The organism is Alkalihalobacillus sp. MEB130, assembly GCF_032335535.1.
GTDB lineage: Bacteria > Bacillota > Bacilli > Bacillales > Bacillaceae_D > Halalkalibacter.
This window is the reverse complement of sequence record NZ_JAOANA010000025.1, coordinates 17,225-39,826: the sequence shown is the minus strand read 5'-3', so window position 1 is coordinate 39,826 and position 22,602 is coordinate 17,225. Positions and strand designations below refer to the sequence as shown.

Annotated in this window: 13 protein-coding genes, 3 pseudogenes and 1 riboswitch; of the genes and pseudogenes, 1 reads left to right on the top strand and 15 read right to left on the bottom strand. The window is 39.0% G+C overall.

Annotated features, from left to right (window positions below):
• Positions 1–379: 379 nt before the first annotated feature.
• The 11 genes and pseudogenes from N0O92_RS19950 to N0O92_RS19900 all read right to left on the bottom strand — a co-directional run bounded on the left by N0O92_RS19950 (position 380) and on the right by N0O92_RS19900 (position 16,000).
• Entirely contained in the window at positions 380–1,555 is a 1,176-nt protein-coding gene (locus N0O92_RS19950) for a CamS family sex pheromone protein (protein ID WP_315616400.1), read from the bottom strand.
• Between the two features lie 20 nt (positions 1,556–1,575).
• Positions 1,576–3,591, bottom strand: a complete 2,016-nt coding sequence (ligA, locus tag N0O92_RS19945) for an NAD-dependent DNA ligase LigA (RefSeq protein WP_315616399.1) — start codon at positions 3,589–3,591, stop codon at positions 1,576–1,578.
• A gap of 72 nt (positions 3,592–3,663) precedes the next feature.
• Positions 3,664–5,205 (bottom strand): 3'-5' exonuclease, encoded by a 1,542-nt coding sequence (locus N0O92_RS19940; RefSeq protein WP_483860630.1) that lies wholly within the window; start codon positions 5,203–5,205, stop codon positions 3,664–3,666.
• Between the two features lie 108 nt (positions 5,206–5,313).
• Complete coding sequence (ltrA, locus tag N0O92_RS19935; RefSeq protein ID WP_396334564.1) at positions 5,314–7,119, bottom strand: group II intron reverse transcriptase/maturase; 1,806 nt, start codon at positions 7,117–7,119, stop codon at positions 5,314–5,316.
• Between the two features lie 808 nt (positions 7,120–7,927).
• Positions 7,928–8,632, bottom strand: a pseudogene (locus tag N0O92_RS19930) (UvrD-helicase domain-containing protein); the annotation flags it as partial.
• Positions 8,633–8,665: 33 nt separating this feature from the next.
• Positions 8,666–9,361 (bottom strand): heptaprenylglyceryl phosphate synthase, encoded by a 696-nt coding sequence (pcrB, locus tag N0O92_RS19925; RefSeq protein ID WP_315616397.1) that lies wholly within the window; start codon positions 9,359–9,361, stop codon positions 8,666–8,668.
• Positions 9,362–9,804: 443 nt separating this feature from the next.
• Entirely contained in the window at positions 9,805–10,848 is a 1,044-nt protein-coding gene (locus N0O92_RS19920) for a ribonucleotide-diphosphate reductase subunit beta (RefSeq protein ID WP_315616396.1), read from the bottom strand.
• Positions 10,849–10,875: 27 nt separating this feature from the next.
• A pseudogene (locus tag N0O92_RS19915) lies at positions 10,876–12,324 on the bottom strand (ribonucleoside-diphosphate reductase subunit alpha); the annotation flags it as partial.
• A 193-nt stretch (positions 12,325–12,517) separates the two neighbouring features.
• Positions 12,518–13,405: pseudogene (locus tag N0O92_RS19910) on the bottom strand (ribonucleotide reductase N-terminal alpha domain-containing protein); the annotation flags it as partial.
• A gap of 142 nt (positions 13,406–13,547) precedes the next feature.
• A riboswitch (cobalamin riboswitch) is annotated at positions 13,548–13,748 on the bottom strand.
• Positions 13,749–13,899: 151 nt separating this feature from the next.
• A complete protein-coding gene (locus N0O92_RS19905; protein WP_315616395.1) occupies positions 13,900–15,471 on the bottom strand; it encodes a glycine betaine uptake BCCT transporter in 1,572 nt (523 codons plus the stop codon).
• A gap of 208 nt (positions 15,472–15,679) precedes the next feature.
• Entirely contained in the window at positions 15,680–16,000 is a 321-nt protein-coding gene (locus N0O92_RS19900) for a YbjQ family protein (protein WP_315616420.1), read from the bottom strand.
• 141 nt (positions 16,001–16,141) lie between these two features.
• Between N0O92_RS19900 and N0O92_RS19895 the strand changes: the two genes are divergently transcribed.
• On the top strand, positions 16,142–17,371 hold the full coding sequence (locus N0O92_RS19895) for a PucR family transcriptional regulator (RefSeq protein ID WP_315616394.1): 1,230 nt from the start codon (positions 16,142–16,144) through the stop codon (positions 17,369–17,371).
• 25 nt (positions 17,372–17,396) lie between these two features.
• On the opposite strand, the gene ade is transcribed toward N0O92_RS19895, so the two are convergent.
• The 4 genes from ade to N0O92_RS19875 form a co-directional block, all read right to left on the bottom strand.
• Positions 17,397–19,139 carry an adenine deaminase gene (gene ade, locus N0O92_RS19890; protein ID WP_315616419.1) on the bottom strand — a complete coding sequence of 581 codons (1,743 nt, stop codon included), beginning with the start codon at positions 19,137–19,139 and terminating at the stop codon, positions 17,397–17,399.
• 282 nt (positions 19,140–19,421) lie between these two features.
• On the bottom strand, positions 19,422–19,736 hold the full coding sequence (locus N0O92_RS19885; RefSeq protein ID WP_315616393.1) for a YerC/YecD family TrpR-related protein: 315 nt from the start codon (positions 19,734–19,736) through the stop codon (positions 19,422–19,424).
• Positions 19,737–19,760: 24 nt separating this feature from the next.
• Positions 19,761–20,786, bottom strand: a complete 1,026-nt coding sequence (locus N0O92_RS19880; RefSeq protein ID WP_315616391.1) for a DUF3048 domain-containing protein — start codon at positions 20,784–20,786, stop codon at positions 19,761–19,763.
• A gap of 57 nt (positions 20,787–20,843) precedes the next feature.
• Positions 20,844–22,583 carry an adenine deaminase C-terminal domain-containing protein gene (locus N0O92_RS19875; protein ID WP_315616390.1) on the bottom strand — a complete coding sequence of 580 codons (1,740 nt, stop codon included), beginning with the start codon at positions 22,581–22,583 and terminating at the stop codon, positions 20,844–20,846.
• Positions 22,584–22,602 lie beyond the last annotated feature (19 nt).

Genomic DNA, 22,602 nt, shown 5'->3' with positions numbered 1-22,602 from the left:
ACTAAGTAAGTGACGAGTTCTTTGCTTAGGTTTTCACGTAACGTTCGTTCTATTCCTATTTTGCTAAAAACTGCTTCTTCTTAGTTTTATTCATGCTGTTATGTATGGTCCAAATACCGACTTATGTTCGTCAGACATCTGACCTCTTACAAGTAATCTTTCGAACGAACTAAATATATCATGTACATACATATTTATAAATAGTTTTTTTTAGTAAAATTCTTTGTAATTCGACATTTTTTTTAACGTGGAAAGAAACTTCTCATATGCATTTACAAACAAACCGCCCTTCATTATAATACCTCTTTTTCTGCATAGACAAGAAAAAGGAACTAGACCGCTCCTACTCTATGCAGGAAACGACCTAGTTCCTCGTTACTTAATTGAACACATGAATAAACGGTTCATCATTTGGGTTTTGAACAACAATACTTTCCGTATTGCCTGAGACTGACGTAACCGTTACACTCACTTTATAATTCCCCTGAAATCTTTGTTGAATTTGACTAGCTACATACTGAGATAAAGCAACGATTTCCGCTTTCCCTTGAAATCTAAGAGGAATCTCAATTTGGAGCTCTTGAATTTGATTATCAACATAATACCCTTTCCCAACAACCCCTACAAAAGTATCAAAAAACGCCTGGATATCATCTTTAAAACGTTGGAATTGATCGGCTTCATTTCGCGCCTCTTGATTTGCTTCATTTGATGGGAATAAGTAATATCTTTCATTAATCCTCTGCCATCTGTCCAAGTTATTTCTAGGTTCTGCTTTTGCTCTAGCAATAAAGTGACCCGGGATAACCGATTCACGCGGTTGCTCTTGGAATAGAGCAAACACAATTGGAATGTCTTCAAAAGAGCCATCTTCTATTTCTTCTGAACGTAATCTTGTTAAAATTTCATCCGCGATCTTTTGACCTTCCCGCTCAATCACATCGTCTGGAATAGGCAATTCATAATAATTAAAACCACCATTGTCCTCTACCACTCGGAAGTTATATATACTGTTCATGGAAAGTCCAATGACAATACCACCAAGGTTCAATTGACCATTATCCCCTTCAACAAGATAGTTATGTTCGAGGATATGGGATATATAGCGTGGTTGACTTTCCTCCCGCTCTCGCATCGTACCGCCTTCTCCAAGAGCTGGGTTTAACCCTAGTGGATTGTCTTCTTCGTCATACCTCATGAGCCAACTATTTAACGTATTCCGTTTAATAAATTGCCCTTCTCTAAAAAAATATTTTTCTTGATCAAAATACTCCTGCGCAATACGCGTTAACCCAATCTCCAGTTGGCCTAAATCAAGGCGATTGTGGACAACTGCGTTCCCAAACCCTCTCGATTCCCCGTGTAAATAAGAACCATCATATAATACGCTTTGATAATAGTTATCTGGAGTAATAATTTGTGGAACTACTTCTACTACTTGTTCCTGCTCATGTTGATCTGTCTCTTCTATCACCTGATCCTCTTCAGGTGAGGTAGAAAAGCAGCCCGTTAAAAATACCACAAGCACACAAGTCATTCCCCATTTTTTCAACATAACCAATCTCCCTCCTCTCTCTACCTTCGCTCACTCACTACTTCAACGAGCTTGGCTTCATCCCAAATTTCTATATTTAGCTCTTCTGCTTTTGTTCTCTTCGATCCAGCCTCTTCACCGGCAATGACAAGGTCTGTCTTCTTACTAACGCTTCCTGTTACTTTTCCGCCTAAAGATTCGATCTTTTCTTTCGCTTCTCCACGCGTCATTTGTTCGAGTTTACCAGTTAATACAACCGTTTTGCCAGCAAACGGGCTATCCGTCATATCGGACTCCTCAGGTGCTTTAGGTCCTTTATACACTAGATTAACTCCTAAGGAATCTAACTCTTCAATTAATTCAACTACTTTTTGCGTAGAGAAATATCGATGAATAGAGGCCGCCATTTTTTCCCCGATTTCATTAACAGCAACTAACTCTTCTTCTGACGCATCTTTCAGCTTATAGATTGTGTCAAATTCCATCGCTAGCGTTTTAGCGGCTTTGGCTCCGACAAACCGAATGCCTAATCCGAATAATAGTCTTTCAAGTGAATTATCCTTTGTTTTTTCAATAGCTTCAAGAAGATTATCTACCGATTTTTCGCCCATTCTTTCTAATTGTAAAAGTTCGTCACGTTTCAGTTTATATATATCTGCTACATCACGTACTAGATCATGTTCAAATAACTGACTAATAACCTTCTCACCAAGCCCATCAATGTTCATCGCATTTCTAGAAACAAAATGAATTAGCCCTTCACGAATTTGCGCCGGGCATTGTGGATTAATGCAACGTAGAGCTACTTCTCCTTCTAATCGTACTAGTTCACTTTCACAAGCAGGGCAATGTGTTGGCATTTTGAAATCCCGTTCAGAGCCATCTCTCAGTTCAGCAAGAACATTTACAACTTCAGGGATAATGTCTCCTGCCTTTTTAATCACAACAGAATCGCCTAATTTCAAGTCTTTTTCTCGAATTAAATCTTCATTATGAAGAGAAGCTCGTTTTACCGTTGTTCCCGCTACCGTAACAGGAGATAAGATCGCCGTTGGGGTTACGACTCCCGTACGACCAATGCTTAATTCAATATCGATAAGCTTGGTCACGACTTCTTCTGCTGGGAATTTAAAGGCGGTTGCCCATCTAGGACTTTTCGCGGTAAATCCCATTTCTTTTTGTTGATCAAGACGATCTACCTTAATAACAATTCCGTCAATGTCATAAGGGAGGCTCGCTCTTTTTTCTACCCATTCTTCTGTATATGCAATGACTTCATCTATATCGGAACAGTGCTTACTTTCGTTATTTACTCGAAAACCAAGCTCATGTAGATAAGCAAGTCCTTTAAGATGGGAGTCTATTTCTTTCCCTTCTATATGACCAATCGCATACACAAAAATTGATAAATTGCGTTTTGCTGCTAATTTCGGATTCAATTGACGAAGAGAACCGGCTGCTGCATTTCGCGGATTTGCAAACTTCTCTTCCCCCGCTTGTTCCTTTACCTGATTTAATGCTTCAAAGGATCCTTTCGGCATATAAGCTTCGCCGCGCACTTCTATTGTAACAGGCTCGCTTAATCGTAGAGGAATTGTCGGGATTGTTTTAAGATTGGCCGTTATATCCTCTCCAACGGTTCCATCTCCTCGTGTCGCTCCACGAACAAATCTACCATTTTCGTATGTTAAAGAAACTGCTAAACCATCTATTTTCAGTTCACAGCTATAGCTCACATCTCCCCCCACTAACTGCTTGACTCTACGATCAAAGTCACGCAAGTCAGTATCTGAGAAAGCATTTCCTAAGCTAAGCATAGGAATGCGATGCTCTACCTTCTCAAAGTATGGCAACGGCTCCCCACCTACACGTACAGTGGGTGAATCCTCACTAAAAAACTCAGGATGTTCTTCTTCAAGTTTTAGAAGTTCTTGCATAAGTGCATCATACTCTGCATCGGAAACAAGTGGCTTATCAAGAACATAATAATGATGGCCATACTCTTCTAATCGTTCCCTAAGTTCCTTTATGTGTTTCTCTGCCTGTTGCTTCTCCATAGCTTTCGTCCTTTCTCTCACACAATCAAAAGTGACTGAAGCAATCGAACAAACTCAGTCACTTTTGAACATTTACTGTTTTGTAATCGGAGCAAACTTCGCAAATAATCTCTTCACACCGGTCGGATTCGGGAAAGCAATATCTAATTCAAGTGATTCCCCATCTCCTTTTATGCTAACAACCGTACCAACGCCCCACTTTTGGTGAGCAGCTTTATCACCCACACTCCAGGAATAACTTTCCCCTCCTGTTTGCACAGTCCGTGGTCGATCGATTGTTCGAGAACGTTGTTGAGCAGTAGACGTTGAAGAGGCTGTGCCTTTTCGTGACCCCTTCATCCAATCTGACGTTGGCTTTGTGTCATTTAATGACTCCAAGCACTCTTCTGGAATTTCAGCAATGAAGCGAGAAGGAGGATTGGTACTCGTCCGACCATACATCGTCCGCAATCTAGCGTTCGTTAAATAAAGTTGCTTTTCTGCTCGGGTAATTCCAACGTATGCGAGCCTGCGCTCCTCTTGCATTTCTTCTTCTTCAAATAATGAACGGCTGTGTGGGAAGATCCCTTCTTCCATTCCTATTAAGAATACAAGTGGGAACTCTAATCCCTTCGCTGAGTGAAGAGTCATTAACGTAATCGCATCTTTCGGTTTGCCATCGTTATCATCATCTAACTTGTCAATATCAGCGACTAATGCAAGATCTGTTAAAAAGGCCACGAGTGACTTGTCATCATTTTGCTTTTCAAATTCATTCGTAACCGTAATAAATTCATCAATATTCTCTAACCGACTTTGTGCTTCAATTGTATTCTCATTTTTCAGCATTTCTCGGTACCCTGTCCGATCTAGTAACTCTTCTACTAGTTCTGTGACAGATAAGTACTCTTGCATCTGAACCCAATGTCCTAGCTGATTCGAAAAATCTTGTAATTTGGTAGCTGTTCGACCAGTGAATCCGATTTGCTCAACTTCTTGAAGGGCAGCAAACATAGAAATTCCTTGCTCAATCGCAAAGCCCCCAATTTTGTCTACGGTTGTTGCCCCAATTCCACGCTTAGGAACATTAATAATTCGTTGCAAACTTATATCATCATCTGGATTCGCAATCAAACGTAAGTAAGCAAGAACATCCTTAATCTCTTTACGATCATAGAACTTTGTTCCGCCGACAATATTATAGTCAATATTAGACTTCACAAAATATTCCTCGATTACACGTGATTGGGCATTAGTCCGGTACAAAATCGCGATATCAGAGTATTTATAGTTGTCTTTTTTCATCGCTTCTCTTATTCGTTCAACAACAAACTGAGCTTCAGATTGCTCGGTATCTGCTGCAAAATAGCCAATTCCACAACCAGCATCATTTTCTGTCCATAAATTTTTCTTTTTACGGTTCGGATTGTTTTCAATGACACGATTGGCCGCTTGGAGGATAATTTTCGTTGAGCGATAGTTTTGTTCAAGCAAGATTACTTTAGCATTTGGGTAATCTTCTTCAAATGAAAGGATATTCGAAATGTCCGCTCCACGCCAGCGATAAATGGACTGGTCTGAATCCCCCACTACACATAGGTTCTTAAAACGTTCCGCTATCATATTCACTAACATGTATTGGGCACGGTTTGGTTGCGATAGGTAAGAGTTTGAAGTTATCTCCGTCTTTTCCCCCGCTTAGTACCGTACGTGAGACTTTCACCTCATACGGCACCCCATCAATTAATTACTCGTTACATTATCGATTACACAGTTCCCGATACGTTTACGAAGGTCGTTAACTTTACTCAGTTGATCACCATTAAGCTTTAATTTCAAAAAATACTTCCTAACGGTTTGATCATTTACTGCATGGATTAATTTATGAATATCTTTTGTGATAAACAATAAATTATGGTAAGAGTCTTTTCCACCTTTTGCTTTTGGTTTCTTATGGTGAAGTTCCATATTGCCAATCTCCAATTCACTACCCGTTATTCCGCATTTACCCATTTGCGCAATGTACTTCGATAAACGATTATCATTATACTCCATACTTTGTGACTTAATGGGGTTTTCCATAAGGTAATGAACCATAAAAGATGGTACAGCTTCTTGACTATTATGAATTAAGACTCTTCCTTCTGCAGTGTAACTATTTTTCTCTTGAGTGAAATTAACTGGTTTCTTATGTTTAACCCCATCTAATGGGAATAGGGCTAGACCACAAGCAAAGATTTTCTTCTTTCCAAGATAATCTTTATAAGCAGTTTGGTGAAATTTCGTTACTACACCATTTTTGCTTCTAACCTTCTTTAATTTGTTGTACAGGATTCGTTTGACTGAGTAAGCAATTTCGCTGAAATCTTTAACCGCTTCGGTAGCTTGTCGATAGTAGTTGTGGAAGCCAAGAATGGTCGAGTTATATTTTGTTACTTCCGCTTTCTTTTGTAGCCGGCGAATACTCTCCAACTTGATCTTAATCTTTACTACTATTTTTCGTTTAGCCTTGTCCGACATATGCGATTTTACAACACGCTTTTTACCTTTTTGGATAACTTTAAATTTATACCCAAGGAATTCGGAGTAGTTTTTACGCAAGTTCACAACTTTTGATTTTTCATGACTTATCTCTAAGCTTAATCTTTCTTTTAACCATTTCTTTACCGCTTCGAAAACAGTAAAGGCAGTTTGATGGTCTCGACAAAATATCTTGAAATCGTCTGCATACCTGACAAAAAACATTTCTTTCAAGTTTGAAGTACGTTTTAATTCCCTATACTTCATCGATTGGTCTTTCCGCAGTTTACCACTAATTATACGATCTCTCATATAATCTTTTTTTGTCTTAAATGTTTCCCATTGATTACTCACCCACCAATCGAATTCATTTAAAACTACATTTGATAGTAATGGTGAAACAATCCCACCCTGCGGTGTCCCTTTTGTCGGTTTCCCAATCCCTTTAATTTCAGCTTTGAGAAGTTTAGATATTATCGAAAGAATGCGCTTATCCCTTATACCTAATGACCAGAGTTGTTTTAGCAGTTTGCCATGGTCAACGTTATCAAAGAAGCCTTTAATATCAACATCTACAACATAGTGCAGCTTGTTTCTATTAGCGAGTGTGACCGCTCTTGAAAATGCGTGTAACGTTCCACGGTTAGGTCTAAAACCATAACTATGTTTGTGAAACTTAGCTTCGCAAATAGGTTCTAATATTTGTTTTAAACACTGCTGTATAAGCCTATCTTCAATTGTTGGTATTCCGAGCGGTCTAACTCCACCATTTGGTTTGGGGATTTCCTTACGCCTCACTTTGTGTGGTTTAAAGTTCTCCAACCTGTTTTCAACGTACTTAACAAGTGTGCCAGGACTTCTTAATCCTATTTCAAAAATGGTGTTATTGTTTATCCCTGATGTCTTGCTACCTTGGTTTCTCTTAATATTTCGAAAAGCCAATTTGACGTTTGCAGGGTGTACAACCAATTTATATAGGTTTGTAAAGATTTCTCCCTCAGAACTTAACTTGTAAAGAGTATCGAACATATTTTGCGTGTTGTAATATTCATTATTTCTCAGCTTTTGCCGCTTTAACTTTCTCCGTTTCGTTTCGGTATCAGTCAATTACTCACCTCATTTACAAACCTAAGCAATTTGTAAAATTCAGCTTTCACTTCTCTTAGTCATACTCGAACCTGATTTCTGTGTGTAATAATGTCGTCTTCAACTAATTGACTAGTGGCTATCCCTCCACTGCTTGTTATCACAGCTTCTTCGGTACTGTACCACCACCTTCACCAATATAAAGGTAAGTTATATAGGAAATAATTATTTTCCTTACCACCGCTTCAATGAGTGCAAACTCTCCACGTTATTGGCTTACCACGTTCCAAGAATCTTATCTGTTCATATACCCTTAGATGATTCCTCTAGCCCTGTTAGCTTGATGGTGCCTGTAACACCATAAGGTATTTCATAAAGACAAATTTTACTCTACCTCACTAACCCAAACACGTTGGACTATCCATTTCGAATAGCTATACCTCTAGAGCCGTACATTCGGAATTTTGTCCATAGATGGTTGTTTCATCTACATTCTCATCATAGGTATTTTGTAGAACCCCGGTCTATTAGTCACACCCCCTGCCTCCAGGGAGCTTTCCTCGACTTAACGTTAGGATGACCTTCAACCGACTTCACCGAGCTTATAACCCCCATTGTTTTGCACCAATGGACGCTATTCGGAGGATTAGGCGAGCCTTTCAGGGCGTTACCCCTTCATTCGACTCTTCAGATTCTCAGTTCTCCTAGTTTGTTAACTAGTGGCTAATCTTTTCAATTAGCAACGTGTCGCACTATCTTGATACTCGTCGACTAAAATGTACTGAAATTTCCGTTGATAGTACTGTAATACTTCAGGGTCGAGTTTAAATAATTCAATCGTCTTCATAATGAGATCATCAAAATCAAGTGCATGGTTTTTCCTTAGTTGCTTTTGGTATTCGACATATACTTCCGCGGCTGTTTGCTCATACGGACCTGTGGCACTTGCTGAAAATTGATCTGGTTTTTTTAATTCATTTTTGGCACTACTAATCGTCCCAAGAATGCCACGTGCTTCAAACTTCTTCGGATCAATGTTCTTGTTTTTTAAGATTTGTTTAATAACCGTTAACTGGTCTCCAGAATCTAATATCGTAAAGTTACGGTTGTATCCTATTCTATCGATATCTCTACGTAACACCCTCACACACATGGAGTGGAACGTTGAAATCCAAATATCCTCTGCCACTGGGCCAACAAGTCCAGCGACACGGTCCTTCATTTCACGTGCTGCTTTGTTCGTAAAGGTAATTGCAAGAACATTCCAAGGAGCAATTTCTTTTTCTCGTAATAAGTAGGCAATGCGATGCGTAAGCACGCGCGTTTTCCCACTTCCAGCACCCGCCATTAATAACAAAGGTCCTTCTGTATGTGTGACTGCTTGTCTTTGTTCAGGGTTTAACCCAGCTAGCATTTTTTCAATTATTTTCGCTTGCACACCTTCACCACCAAACATTTGTTCTTTTTATATTTTACTTGTATCATTCTACTATTTCAATGATTCTTTTACTGCACTCACCGTCTTCAATGCAGCTTGTAAGTCATCGTAAATGATGTTTCCAACGACGACGGTATCTGCATATTGTGCCATTTCTTTCGCTTGTTCTACTGAATGAATTCCCCCACCATAAAACAAGTTTGTTTCATTAAGAACAGTTGAAACTGCCTTTACTATTTCAACTTCACCATACGTCCCGCTGTATTCAACATAGAAAATCGGAAAGTGGTAGAGATTCTCTGCCATTCTTGCATAGGCAACAACATCTTCCATAGCAAGCTCCGTGTTCGCCTCTGTTAGTTTTGCTGCTTTTGCTTCAGGATTTAAAATACAATAGCCTTCCACTGCAATTTCATCCCAGTTCATGATAGCACCGTATTCTTTAATCGCTTGATGATGGTAACCAGAAACCCACTCTACTTTGTTACTATTTAAAACTGATGGAATAAAGAAATAATCAAACCCAGGAGTAATGGCCTCAATATTTGATACCTCTAGCGCACACGACACCGTATATCTGCGGACTCGAGCAAGAAGCTGTAACGTGTTATCAAGCGTCACTCCATCCGTCCCACCTATTATTAATCCATCCGTTCCAGACTCACAAATAGCTTCTAACGCGTCATCTGAAAGATCTTTGTTCGGATCAAGTTTAAATACATGTCGCCATTCTTTGTACTCTAGCATTTTTTCATCACTCCTGCTTATTCATTCCTCGTACCTATCTGAGAAGTCATTATATCAAAGAAAAGAAGTGTTGTCGCTTGAGCTAATGAAATTGGTTGGTTTTTACCAAGATCCCATTCTCTCGTTTGTTTTAGCATGAAAAAGAAGACCTTTTTCCATCGAAAAGGTCTCAATCATGCGATCATTTCATTTTTTAAACAAACGCTTATTTTAATCAAACGTTTGTTTTTGATTGGTTCTTTTATCGGGGGCCGTTGCATTTCGCTGCAGGTACTTGCTTTCCGCGGGGAGGAGCCAAGCCCCCACGACGTCCGTCAGTGGTGTCTTGCCTTTTCCTCTTTTTCCCGCAGGAGTCAAGTACCTTCCGCTCCATTCCACTAAGTGGTACCGATTATCAATAGCAACTATTTTTATAGTCCTAGCCATTTAACTAAACGTTTAGCTTACAATTCATCAAATCCATTCACATCAGATACTTTCACATATTGTCTGGACTTTTGTTCAAAGAAGTCACTTTTTCCACTATCCACATCTTCATAAGCCTTTATCCATTTCATCGGATTTTGGCGGTATCCCTCAAATGGACGCTCAATTCCTAATTGGTTAACACGTTTATTGGCAATGAATTTAATATAGCTTTCGAGCTCATTCATATTAATTCCATCTAATCTATCTCCAATTACGGACCTTCCCCAATTAATTTCTAATTCAGCCGCTTTTCTAAACGTATCTTGAACAAACTTATGATTTTCAGGAGTATCTAGTTCTGGATTTTCGTTTAGTAATTCTTTAAAAATATGAGAAAACAAATTTACGTGTAATTGTTCGTCTCGGTTAATGTAATTAATCATTGTACTCGATGACACCATTTTTTGGTTTCGTGCCAAATTGTAAAAGAAAGCAAAACCTGAATAAAAATTTAATCCCTCGAGGATAACATCATACACAATTGATTCTAAAAACGTTTGCGGTGTTGGGTTATCAACAAAGCGTTGATACCCTTCTGCGATAAAATCGTTTCTCTCTCTCAAAATTGGGTCGTGCTTCCAATATTCAAAGATTTCATCTTGTTCCTGCTTCGGTACAAGACTCGATAACACATAAGAATATGACTGATTGTGGACGACTTCTTGAAAAGCTAAGACTTGCATTAATGCAGCAAGACTAGAATCCGTTAAATACTCAGCTACTTTTCCTGAATAGTCTGTTTGGACACTATCAAGAAAAGCAAGCAAACCAATGATTTTCTTAAATGCAAACCTCTCGTCCTCAGAGAGTTGAAGCCATTGTTTAATGTCAGTAGACATATTAATTTCAAATGGCGTCCAAAAATTTGCAAGCATATTTTTATACATTGGATAAGCCCATTTAAAGCGAACATCGTCCCAGTTTAATATATTTGAACTTTCTCCGTTTATAATACCTGTCGAGGCATTTGGTGCCGTTGGGTCATATAGTTTACGCGATTTTAATGTTTCTTCAATCATTGTATGGATCCCTCTCTAAATAAAGTGTTAAGATGAGCAACTTTCACATTCTTCAATTTCAACCATAGACGTAGACCTTGTATAGTATGTCGTTTTTAAATTTGACTTCCATGCTTCTAAATGCAAGTTTAATAAGTCCTTTGCTTTAATCGTGTTTTTCACATAAAAATTAAAAGAGATGGATTGATCAATATGACGTTGACGAGCCTCATTTTGCTTAATGCTCCATACTTGATCAATCTCGTAAGCCGATTTATAGTACCAAGTTGTTTGGGGAGAAAGGTCTGGTGCGGTGACTGGAATTTTGTAATTCTTTTTCTCCTCTGAATATTCCTTTTTAAAAATAGGATCAATAGAAGCGGTTGTCCCAGCAATAATTGCTGTTGTTGAATTAGGTGCTACTGCCATTAAATAAGCATTTCGAATCCCTTTTTCCCTTACACTTTGACGAAGCTCTGTCCACTCTTTACTTGTATATTGACGATTATAAAAATAGTCACCAGTTTCCCAATCAGACCCTTCAAAAAGTGGATAGGCTCCCTTTTCCTTTGCCAGCTCATTACTTGCGCGAATCGTCAAATATGAAATACTCTCATATAAATTATCTGCGTATTGTACCGCTTCGTCGGATTCCCATTTGATCCCTTTAAGAGCTAGTAAGTGGTGCCAGCCAAATGTACCTAACCCAATAGAACGATACTTTTGATTGGTTATTTGAGCTTGCGGAACTGGAAGATTATTTAAATCAATGACATTATCAAGCATTCGAACTTGAATTGGAATTAGTCTTTCAAGGACATTTTCTGTAATAGCTTTAGCTAGATTAATAGAAGACAAATTACAAACAACAAAGTCTCCAGGTTCTTTTACTACAATAATCTTGCCATCTTCCGTTTTTTCCTCAATAACGGTCGTTGCTTTCATATTTTGCGTAATCTCTGTACACAAATTACTACAATAAATCATTCCTTGATGACGATTGGAGTTGGAACGGTTTACTGTATCCCTATAAAACATATATGGTGTACCTGTCTCGAGCTGACTCTTTAAGATTTCTTTAAAAATATCAATGGATGGAACAACTTCCCACAGTAATCCTTTCTCACCTAGTAATCCGTTGTTTGCTGCATCCACACACTCTCTGTACTTTTCTCGGAAACTTCCCTTTCCTCTTTCTTCGTCATAATAATCTTCTAAACTAAAACCTAACGTTTGGCGTATCGTATGGGGATCGAATAAATACCACTCTTGTCTGGCTTCTACTTTTTCCATAAATAAATCTGGCAAACAGACACCTGTAAATAAATCATGGGTACGCTGCCTCTCATCACCATTATTTAATTTGACAGCCAAAAAATGAAAAATATCGCGGTGCCATATATCTAAATAAACACTGATTGCCGTTACTACCCTCGGTTTCCCGATATTTATTAGGGGACTAGACTGTATCATCATCTTAGTAAAAGATGCTCCTCGTCAGTCGTTGAGGGGATTTCATATCAATAAGACTTAGAAATCAGCCCTGCTGATTATCACCTTGTCCTTCCAATTTTCAGATATGCTATATAGTTTCCCATCTAGCTTACTATGGAAGGCTGTTGACGACGTTCCAGCATATTCGGAGTTTTCTATAGTGGTCACCCTACTATAGGGGCAAAAGTTTACCCTGTCTTTGACCTAACTGGTCGACACTTACTGCCGTGTTATTTAGCTGTTTCATCCACGGGATGACACCAGACGATACTCCTTTAAAGCCTCTTATATCACTTCCACGGCTGCGCAGCTTTCCTAAATATGCGCCGATTCCTCCTCCGCTTTTGCTCAGAGTTGCAATATCCGTGTTGCTGTCATAAATCCCTCTGAGACTATCATCAACGGTGTCAATAAAACAGCTTGATAATTGACCATAGCTTTTCCCTGCATTAGATAGAGTTGGAGTTGCCACCGTCATATATAAATTAGAAATGGCCCAGTAAGCTTCTTTTATAAGACCTAATCGTTTTTCCTTCGGCTCTTTAACCATTAATGTCGCTGCAATAATCATAAAGCGCTCCTGAGGAAGTTCATACAGCTCTCCACTATGCGATTTAGCTAAATAACGATCTGCTAATGTTAACAAGCCAATGTATGTAAACAACGAATCGCGCTCAGGGACAATCTCCTTTTCAAGTTCTTCTAATTCTTCTTTCGAGTACTCCTGTAAGATCTGATCTGAATATATCCCCATCGCCGTTAACTCTTGAACTAGTTGGTAAAAGGATCCATACCTTAAGCTAGCATTATAGTTTCTTGAATGAGCTGCTCTTTTATATAGTTGCTTTAAATAAACATTAGCTGCAACAAACGTCCAATCTGGCTCCTCTACTGAAATCCTTTCTACCGAAGACAAAACTAACAAATGATTAAGCTGATCTTCTGACATGTCTTCCTTTGTAAAAATAGTTTGTTCAATCTTTTCCTTATAAGCCGTAAAATTGAGGTTTGGAAATAAATTTACTAATACACCAATCTGAGATGATGCATAATCAAATAATGTTGTCGTTGCCATACTCTTCATCGATCTTCCTCCTTAATAATAATAAAAAACGCCCTTTCTCCAGGGAAGAGAAAGGGCGTAAAACGGCGTGAAGAGGTAGACAAACAGCTACGAGTAGATTGTGCTGTTGTTATGCCGTCTCACCTCTCACACCCCGAAGATAGCTGACTTGAAAATGACGGCAGGTCTCCTGACTCGTGCTTCACTCTACTTTGAGCCTTCCCATGCCAAGCTAACATTCATGTTAACCTTTGTTGCACAGTGGGTCCCTCATTTCGTCCACACTTACAGTTGCGGGGGCAGTTCTGGCTTTCTACCAGATTCCCTATTAAGTCTAATTGACACCGTTAATTTTGCGTAATCAATATATAGTTGTCAAAACAATTTACAAATACGATATATTGTATATCTTAAAGGAATCCTCTACATATTGCAAGAGTAAACCTATTTTGTTTGATAGAATAAGGCTCATCGTTTACTAGAGTAAAAGATGAACCTTATTCGTTTTCCACATCTTATCCAGCTATTTTCTTTTTAAATCGATTGTCATTTTTAGGTGTCTCACTCTGACCTTTTAATTCTTGATTCAAGTCTTTTACTAACCCATAACACATCACTAACACAATGAATGATAAGGGTAGCGCACTAACAATAATAGCTGTTTGAAGACCTGCAAGTCCACCCGAAGCCATCAAGACAGCAGTTGAAGCAACTAAGATTAATCCCCATGTTACTTTTACTTTATTAGATGGGTTTAATGAACCACCCGTTGTTTGCATTCCTAAGACGAAGGTTGCTGAGTCCGCTGATGTAACGAAAAATGTTGTAATTAAGGCAACCGTCAAAATCGATAGAATGATGCCAAGTGGCAACTGCTCATATACAAAGAAGAGAGCTGTTTCAAGAGCTTGTCCTGACACATTCAACCCTTGAGTCACTTCTAAATAAATTCCCGTACCTCCAAAGACCGTAAACCAAATCGCACAAACTAAAGATGGAACCAATAGCACGGCTATCGTAAACTCTCGAATCGTTCTTCCTTTCGAGACACGCGCAATAAACATTCCCACAAATGGAGTCCACGAGACCCACCATGCCCAGTAAAAGACAGTCCATCCTTGTGTCCAAGCTGCTTCCTGAGCATCAAAAGGAGCTAATCGCAAACCCATCGGAATGATATTTTGTAAATAACTTCCTAGACTCGTCGTAAACATATTTAATAGAAATAATGTTGGACCGAGTATAAGCATAGCAAAGAACAAAACAGTCGCAATGGACATGTTAGCGAGACTTAAATATTTAATTCCTTTTGAAATACCTGTATTTGCTGAAATGATGAAAAGAACCGTTATGATTGCCATAATGATCATTTGAATCATAAAGTTATTTGGAATTCCTACTAGGTATTGTAGTCCAGCATTAATTTGTTGTGAACCTAATCCTAGTGATGCAGCAACTCCAAATAATGTTGCGAAAACAGCCACAACATCAATCGTTTGTCCAATTGGACCTTTCACCTTTTCACCAAGTACAGGGTAAAGTGTTGCACTCATTAACCCTGGTGCATCTTTTCTAAATCGTTGATAGGCAAGCGCGAGTGCTACGATGGCATAAATAGCCCAAGCGTGTAACCCCCAATGAAGCCATGTATATCGCATGCCAACAATGGCTGACTGTGGTGTTCCTCCATCCCCAGAAGGCGGTGATGAAAAGTGAGCGATTGGCTCAGACACACCATAAAATAAAAGTCCAATCCCCATTCCAGCTGAAAAAAGCATCGAAAACCAAGCTGGACGGCTATACTCTGGTTTCGAATCAGCCTTACCTAATTTGATTTTCCCGTATTTGCTAAAAATCATAAAAATGGCAAAAAACAAGAAGAACGTTGCAACTAACTGATAGAACCAACCAAACGATTCAAGAACAAAACTTTGGGCTACATTCATAGCTGCTCCTAACTGATTAGGAAATAGTACTCCAATCAATACAAAGACAACCGCAATCCCAACAGACACTTTAAAAATCGACCTATCACTTTCACCTTTATCCGTAATCGTCAACACTTCCTTTATTCTTTTTACACTCATTGTAAGAAAATGCTTCCAATGGGTACCTATTAATTAAATCATAATAAGAAAAAAAGGTTAAAAACGATTTGAGCTCATTTTCAGCAATCTTGCTTGATTTTCATATATTCATTTTCGTTCAGCCTATCTTTTGTTAATATTGCGACAGCATTCTTTCATTTTCGACTCTCACAAAAAAATGCCCCACAATCTTCTGTGGGACACTCAATTATCTCTTCTCAATTACAACCGCTGTGCCATATGCTATGATTTCAGCCGCAGTTGTCATAACTGTGGACGTCTGCATTCTCATTCCAATAATGGCATTTGCCCCCTTCTCTTCTGCTTCCTTCACCATGCGTTGAACAGCCAGGTTACGTGCTTCTGTCATCATTTCGTTATATCCTTTGATCTCACCACCAACAATTCCTTTTAATCCTGCGGTAATGTCGCGCCCAATATGTTTCGTTTGAATCGTACTTCCTTTCACATACCCTTTCACGTCGCTCACTTCATATCCTGCCACTTGCTCAGTCGTCACTATCATCATCATGGCTCTCCTCCTTTTCATACCTACTTCATATACTATGTTATGTGAAAAATGGTTCCCTAAGCACGTACATTTTTCCCCAGTTCTTTATTCGAGTATGCTATAGTATCACTAACAAAAAATAACAGTAGGGGGTTTTTGATGACTGCGAAAAAATTTGACCGTGTCTTCGATTCTCTTGAAGACTTTGTTGATACGATCAGTGATGTATTAGCTTGTCCTGTCACACTTGAGGATGCAAACCATCAATTACTAGCCTATAGCTCCCATGATGATGAAACGGACGCTGCAAGGATCTCAACGATCATTGGCAGAAGAGTACCTGAAAAACTCGTCAATCGCTTTTGGAAAGAAGGAGTAATCCCTGCCTTAAATCAAAGCGATGATCCAATCGAGATTCATAGCATTATAGATATGGGCCTTCGCAATCGAGTGGCTATATCCATTCGAAAAAAAAAGGAAGTGCTCGGGTATATTTGGGTTATTGAAGTTGACACAAAATTATCTAATCAACAGAAACAACTGTTAAAGTTGGCTGCCACAAAAGCAAAAAACTTACTGTTGCAATTTAATCTACAAAAAAAACGACGTGAGAAAAACCACCAAGAACTTCTTTGGCAAATCATAACGGGTGATACACATTCCCATGATGGGACAGCTCTACTTTTGGATAAGGTTGGAGTCGTTTCACCAAAGCCGTTAGCTTTTATGCTTATCAGCTTCCAAAAAATGTCTGATGTTCTTTATCGCAATGTGATGTATATCGTAAAAACAACGAGTAAGATTAGCATGCTTATTGAGACCATTGATGATAATCAGCTTATTTGTTTAATAAGTCCCACCAACGAAGCAACATCGAGTCAAACGGACCTCGTCCATTTTATGGAGACGATTCAACTTCAGATGAGCGAAAGATTCGGAATAGATAATATGAATATCGGATGTGGGTATTTATATCATGATTATTCTAAGCTTACGCAAAGTTATCACGAAGCTGTAAAGGTTGTTCAAATTAAAGCTAATCGAGGAAAAGAGCTAAGGAGTGCTTATTTTTACCACGAATTAGGTGTATTTCGTCATCTCGATCTTTTGCAGCAATATGAGAACGAGATTGTGTTTAATCCGGCCCTCGATCATATTCAAATGTACGATCAACAGAATGCAACGTCTTTATATGAAACTCTCGAAATTTTCCTACAAAAAGACGGCAACATGAATGAGACTGCAAAAGACTTACACATTCATGTGAATACACTAAGCTATCGCCTGAGGAGAATACAAGAAATTGCCAATGTTGAACTTAAAGACCCTATTCAACGAATTGGCCTTTTTTTAGATATAAAATTAAAAAGCCATCTATCGATAAACTAATTTTTTCGGTAGATGGCTTTTGCTCTTATTTATTTTCAGAAACGTTAATGTGACTAAACTGGGTTACATCGAACAAACCCGTATCGGTTAACTTTAAAGAAGGGATAACAGGTAAAGCTAAAAACGACAAGGTTAAAAATGGGTTCCATTCTTCATTAAACCCAATTTCTCGTAATGCTTCTTCCAATTTTTGCAACGATTCATTGATTTGTTCAAACGGCTGTAACGACATTAATCCAGCTAAAGGTAGTGGCAAATTAGCTAAAACTTCATTTCCTCTAACAACCGCAATCCCTCCCTGCTGATTCGCGACTTGTTCTATCGCATACAAAATGCTAGCATCATCTGCTCCACAAGCAACAATATTATGTGAATCGTGAGCAACGGTTGCGACTATCGCTCCTTCCTTGATTGGAATACCTTTAACAATTCCAATCCCAACATGTCCAAGCTTATGATGTCTCTCAGCAACGACTAGTTTTAAATGATTTTTAACTATGGAAGGCTGAAAGGCTCCATTTTCTACATCTATCTCTTCCACTAAGTGATCTGTCACAATCGATCCTGGGGTAACGCCAATCACATGCGCTTTCGACGAATGAACAGGCAGTGCAAGTCGGTCCATTGTTAATGGCTCTAATTGGACACTATTTAAGAGGTACGTTGGCGGAGGAACTGCCTCACGTAAGGTACTTATCATTTTCCCTTTCGCAGCCACACACTCTCCCTTTACATAGACATCATCAATGTCTATTTCGTCTAAATTACGGATCAAAAGAAAATTAGCTTCATAGCCTGGTGCAATTGCCCCTTTCTCTTTCAGTCCAAAGCATTCAGCCGCATTCAAACTGGCCATTTGAATGGCTTGAAGAGGATCCACACCAAGCTTAATCGCCTTTCTTACACTCGCATCAATGGACCCTTCATTGACGAGATCATCTAGATGTTTATCATCTGTCGCAAATACACAGCGCCTTGCATTTTGCGGAGTTAAAATAGGTAAGAGTGCCTCTATATCCTTCGCTGCTGTTCCTTCCCGCATCAATAAATACATTCCTCGTCTGATGCGCTCTAACCCATCTTCGGCTGTAACAGCCTCATGATCGTTGCTAATCCCAGCTACACGGTAAGCATTCAATCCAGTCGTATCAAGACCTGCAGCATGTCCATCAATCGTCTTTCCACGTTGCCATGCCGCCTGTAACTTCGCTACCATTTTTTCTTCACCTGATAATACAGCAGGATAATCCATCACTTCTGCCAGTCCGTAAGCATCATGTTCATCAAATAATTTCTCGATATCACCTGTCGTTAACTCTGCCCCATTATGCTCAAAATTCGTAGCAGGTACACAAGATGGGACCATGATTTTAATGTCTAAAGGCAGGTCTTTGGCAGCATCAATCATATATTTTACTGCTTCTATTCCACCGACATTGGCAATTTCATGCGGGTCGGCCATAACCGTTGTTACCCCACGAGGAACCACAATTTTAGTGAATTCTTCAGGAGGAACCATAGCTGATTCAATATGGACGTGACCATCTATAAATGTTGGCGCCATATAGGCTCCATTTGCGTCTATTTCTTTCTTCCCTTCATACGTTCCGATTCCAACAATCATTCCATTTGTAATAGCAACGTCAGCATTATATGTAGTCAATGTAAACACATCTATAACGTTCGCATTTTTCACCACTAATTCGGCTTTTTCTCTTTTTGTTGCTGCTGCAAGTTGATTTTTAAACAATGAACTCATATCCCTCATCACCTCGATATCTACATGATAGTCCATTTATTGTAGTATGAAACGTAACGAATTACACGTAATGAGCCAGGTTTTCTCACATTCATACTACTCATAATTATCTAACTTCTTTTTCTTCATCTAAAAAAGCTATTTTCGTAAAGATGGTTGCTATGAAATAGTTTTGTAATAGAGCACAGTGGAACGAAAATGTGGAGAACACGTATCCCATAAAAACAACAAAGTATACGAAAACAGCCTTGCTAAAAGAAAATAAAAAAACCACAGGGATCCTGTGGTCATTTATTCCTTCACTTCTACTTCTTCAGCCGCACTAACACGGTCTAATGTCATTTTGTATCCATCATTTCCGTAATTCAGACAACGTTTCACACGAGAAATGGTAGCTGTACTTGCACCTGTTTCCGTTTCAATTTTATGATACGTATAACCATTCTGTAACATTCTAGCTACTTCTAGTCGTTGAGCCAACGATTGGATTTCATTTATCGTACATAAGTCATCAAAAAACTCATAACATTCTTCCAAATTTTTCAACGATAAAACTGCTTTGAAAAGTTGATCGAGTTCTTTTCCTCGAAGTTTATCAATTTGCATATTAGTCCACCTATCCTCATAGCTTTATTCATACGTAACCATGTACTCAAGTCCGGGAGATGTTGGAACTACATTGATCCACGTTTGACCCGCCTTTAATTTAACAGGCTCACCATTATCATCGACTGCAACAATTTGCCCATTTTGACTTTCCCAGTTTACAACATTTGCAATCCCACTTTGAAATAAAATGGCTTTCCCACCGGAAGTTAAGTTGATTGCCCGTCGCCCATCATCATCCAATACTTCATGTTCTGTTTCGATAATGAGTAGATTAGATACTTGGATCATCTCATTCGTTTCGTAATCAACCGTTTGTTGATCACCGTTAAAGCGGTGATAATTTCCTGTTGCCTCATCCAATTGATACGTGACACGGTTATAATCAAAATAATTAATATCGATTTTCGTTCCACTATCTCCTGTAACATAGATATCATCGCTTTCATAAAACGATAGAGGTGGAACTGAGCCCGATAAATCATATCCACTATCTTCTAGTCCTTTACGTATATTATCAAAGGTTATATAAGAATTATGTGGGGCTTTTCTTTCTGTTGACCGTTGAAACAATGTTCCATCATGAAACAGCCCGTTTAAATGATCTGCTCCTCCACCTTCGAGCATACGCCTTGCTTCTGGACTCCAACCATGAGAGACAAACAACCCATTATAACCGTTTACTAAATCAATATGATAAGGACGTGCACTTCGAACAGGTCCAACACGATTTGGCAGTTGACTATGAAACAAAGCAACTAAACGAGTCACTTCAAATTCTGACAATATCTCATAAATAATATCTGCGTCTGCTAAACCTGATTGAGGCCTAGCCGCTGGATGATTATTAATCGTGACTCCCACAACTCTTTGATCCGGAAGTTCCGAAGCTTCCATGCCACTAAGGGGATATGTATAGGAAGGAAGGACTTCTTCCTCCCCTATTTCTTCAAAAGGCTCGGCCTCTTCAATTGTTTCATTGTTATTGCTGCATCCCATTGCCACGAGTAAAGTTGAGAAAGCAAGAGATACCTTTAGTAACTTCTTCATTTGGACACGACCTTTTATCAATTAACTCACTAAACTAAAAGAGTATTCTTTTTTAGTTTAACGCATAATCGCAGGAAAGAGTACCGTTTTCTTTTTCACATCATAAATTCCTCTTTGCGTTACCCTAATATACGGTAGATGTGTTGAAGAAAAGAAAGATAAGCTATAAATAGGATCCTCAAACTTGTATCCTCGCTCACGTAACAACGCAACAAATTTCTTTTCGTCTTCCATGACACCTTCCATCGACTTGGTCGATAACGTCCCAAAAAGCTCTAATTGGATATTGCCAATGACATTTCCTTCTTCGACTAATGTCATTCCTCCACCTTGCTCTTTTAATGCATTAAAGGCAACAACCATATCAGAAACGTTCTTCCCAATTAGAATCACATCTCCTGTATTCGAGAATGAACTAGCAAATCCAGAAACGTGGGTCGCAAACCCTTTAATCATCGTTGCAATATGCCACTTTCCATATTTGTCAATCATAACAAAGAAGCTCTCATCATGACTTGTGCTTAAAACTTTATCTGTACTTTCGATCGGTATTTGATACGGCTTTAAAATTACGGAATTAATCATTTCAAGGCCCATTGCCATTGAAAAGCTTAAGTCTTCTTCTGTTAAATCCCAATCAATCGTGTACGGGTTAATACCATGATCTTCCCAAGGGAATTCACCAAACTCATCAAGTTGTTCCCCGTCTCTTACAACCCATTTCCCTTTTGCGATCACACTACTTGGCAACGGGTTGTTAACATCTTCTAAAATATTGAGATGAGCAATCCTACCTGGCGCGATCATGCCCAGCTTATGATCCATGTTATAGTACTTTGCCACATTGTAACTAGCCATTGCATACGCATCAACAGGGTCTAGTCCACTTTCTAATGCAATTTTAATTAACGAATCCATTACACCATCTTCGTAAAAGGAAGGTGGTGAACCATCCGTTGTCATTAAGCATCTATCGAAGTAATCAACCCCTAACTCCTGCATTTCTTTTAGGAGTTTCGGCAAATCTGGTCTTATAGAAGAATGACGTAACGAAGTTGTATAACCTAAGTCAAGACGTCTAACTGCTTCTTCTCCGGTCATGGCTTCATGGTCACAAGTAACTCCTAAAAGAGCCATCTGAGCTAACGTTCGTTCCGACGCACCTGGCAAATGGCCTTCAATCGGTTTACGAAGCCTTGTTGTCTCTTGCATTAAATGAAGAGTAGAGTCATCTCCTTCTAATACTTTCGGCCAAGAGGTTAATTCCCCCCCTTGCAAGACGAGAGGATGCTCTAGCCATTCCTTCATTTTTGAATTTGATAAAGGTTCCTCGTCACGAAGTTCCGTTTGTGGATCATAGCGTGACCACCAGTACATCGATGCTGGCAACTCATCTAAAGCTTCAATTAAAGTAAGCGCTTTCTTTTTTTCGAGGTGCAAAAAAAACATCATGTTGTCATTAATCAATGTTGTTGTCCCTCTACCTGACGCATACTTAGCGAAGCTATGGGGATTATAAAGTTGAAACGGGTGAGCGTGGTGCTCTATATAACCTGGTACAACTAATTTGTTGTTGCAATCAACAATTTCTGTATCAGTTACATTTGTAGGCATATCGTTTCCAACGTACACGATACGATCTCCGGCAATCCATATATTAGCTTTAAGCCATTTTCGGCGTGCGAAGTTTAAATAATTTGCATTTTGGAGGACAAGTGAAGGAGCTTTTTCTCCTTTTACAACAGCTAATTGCTGTCGTAAGCGTTGTTTTGTCCAGCGGTAAAGTCTCTCAGTCATCCTGTCATCACCCATTTCA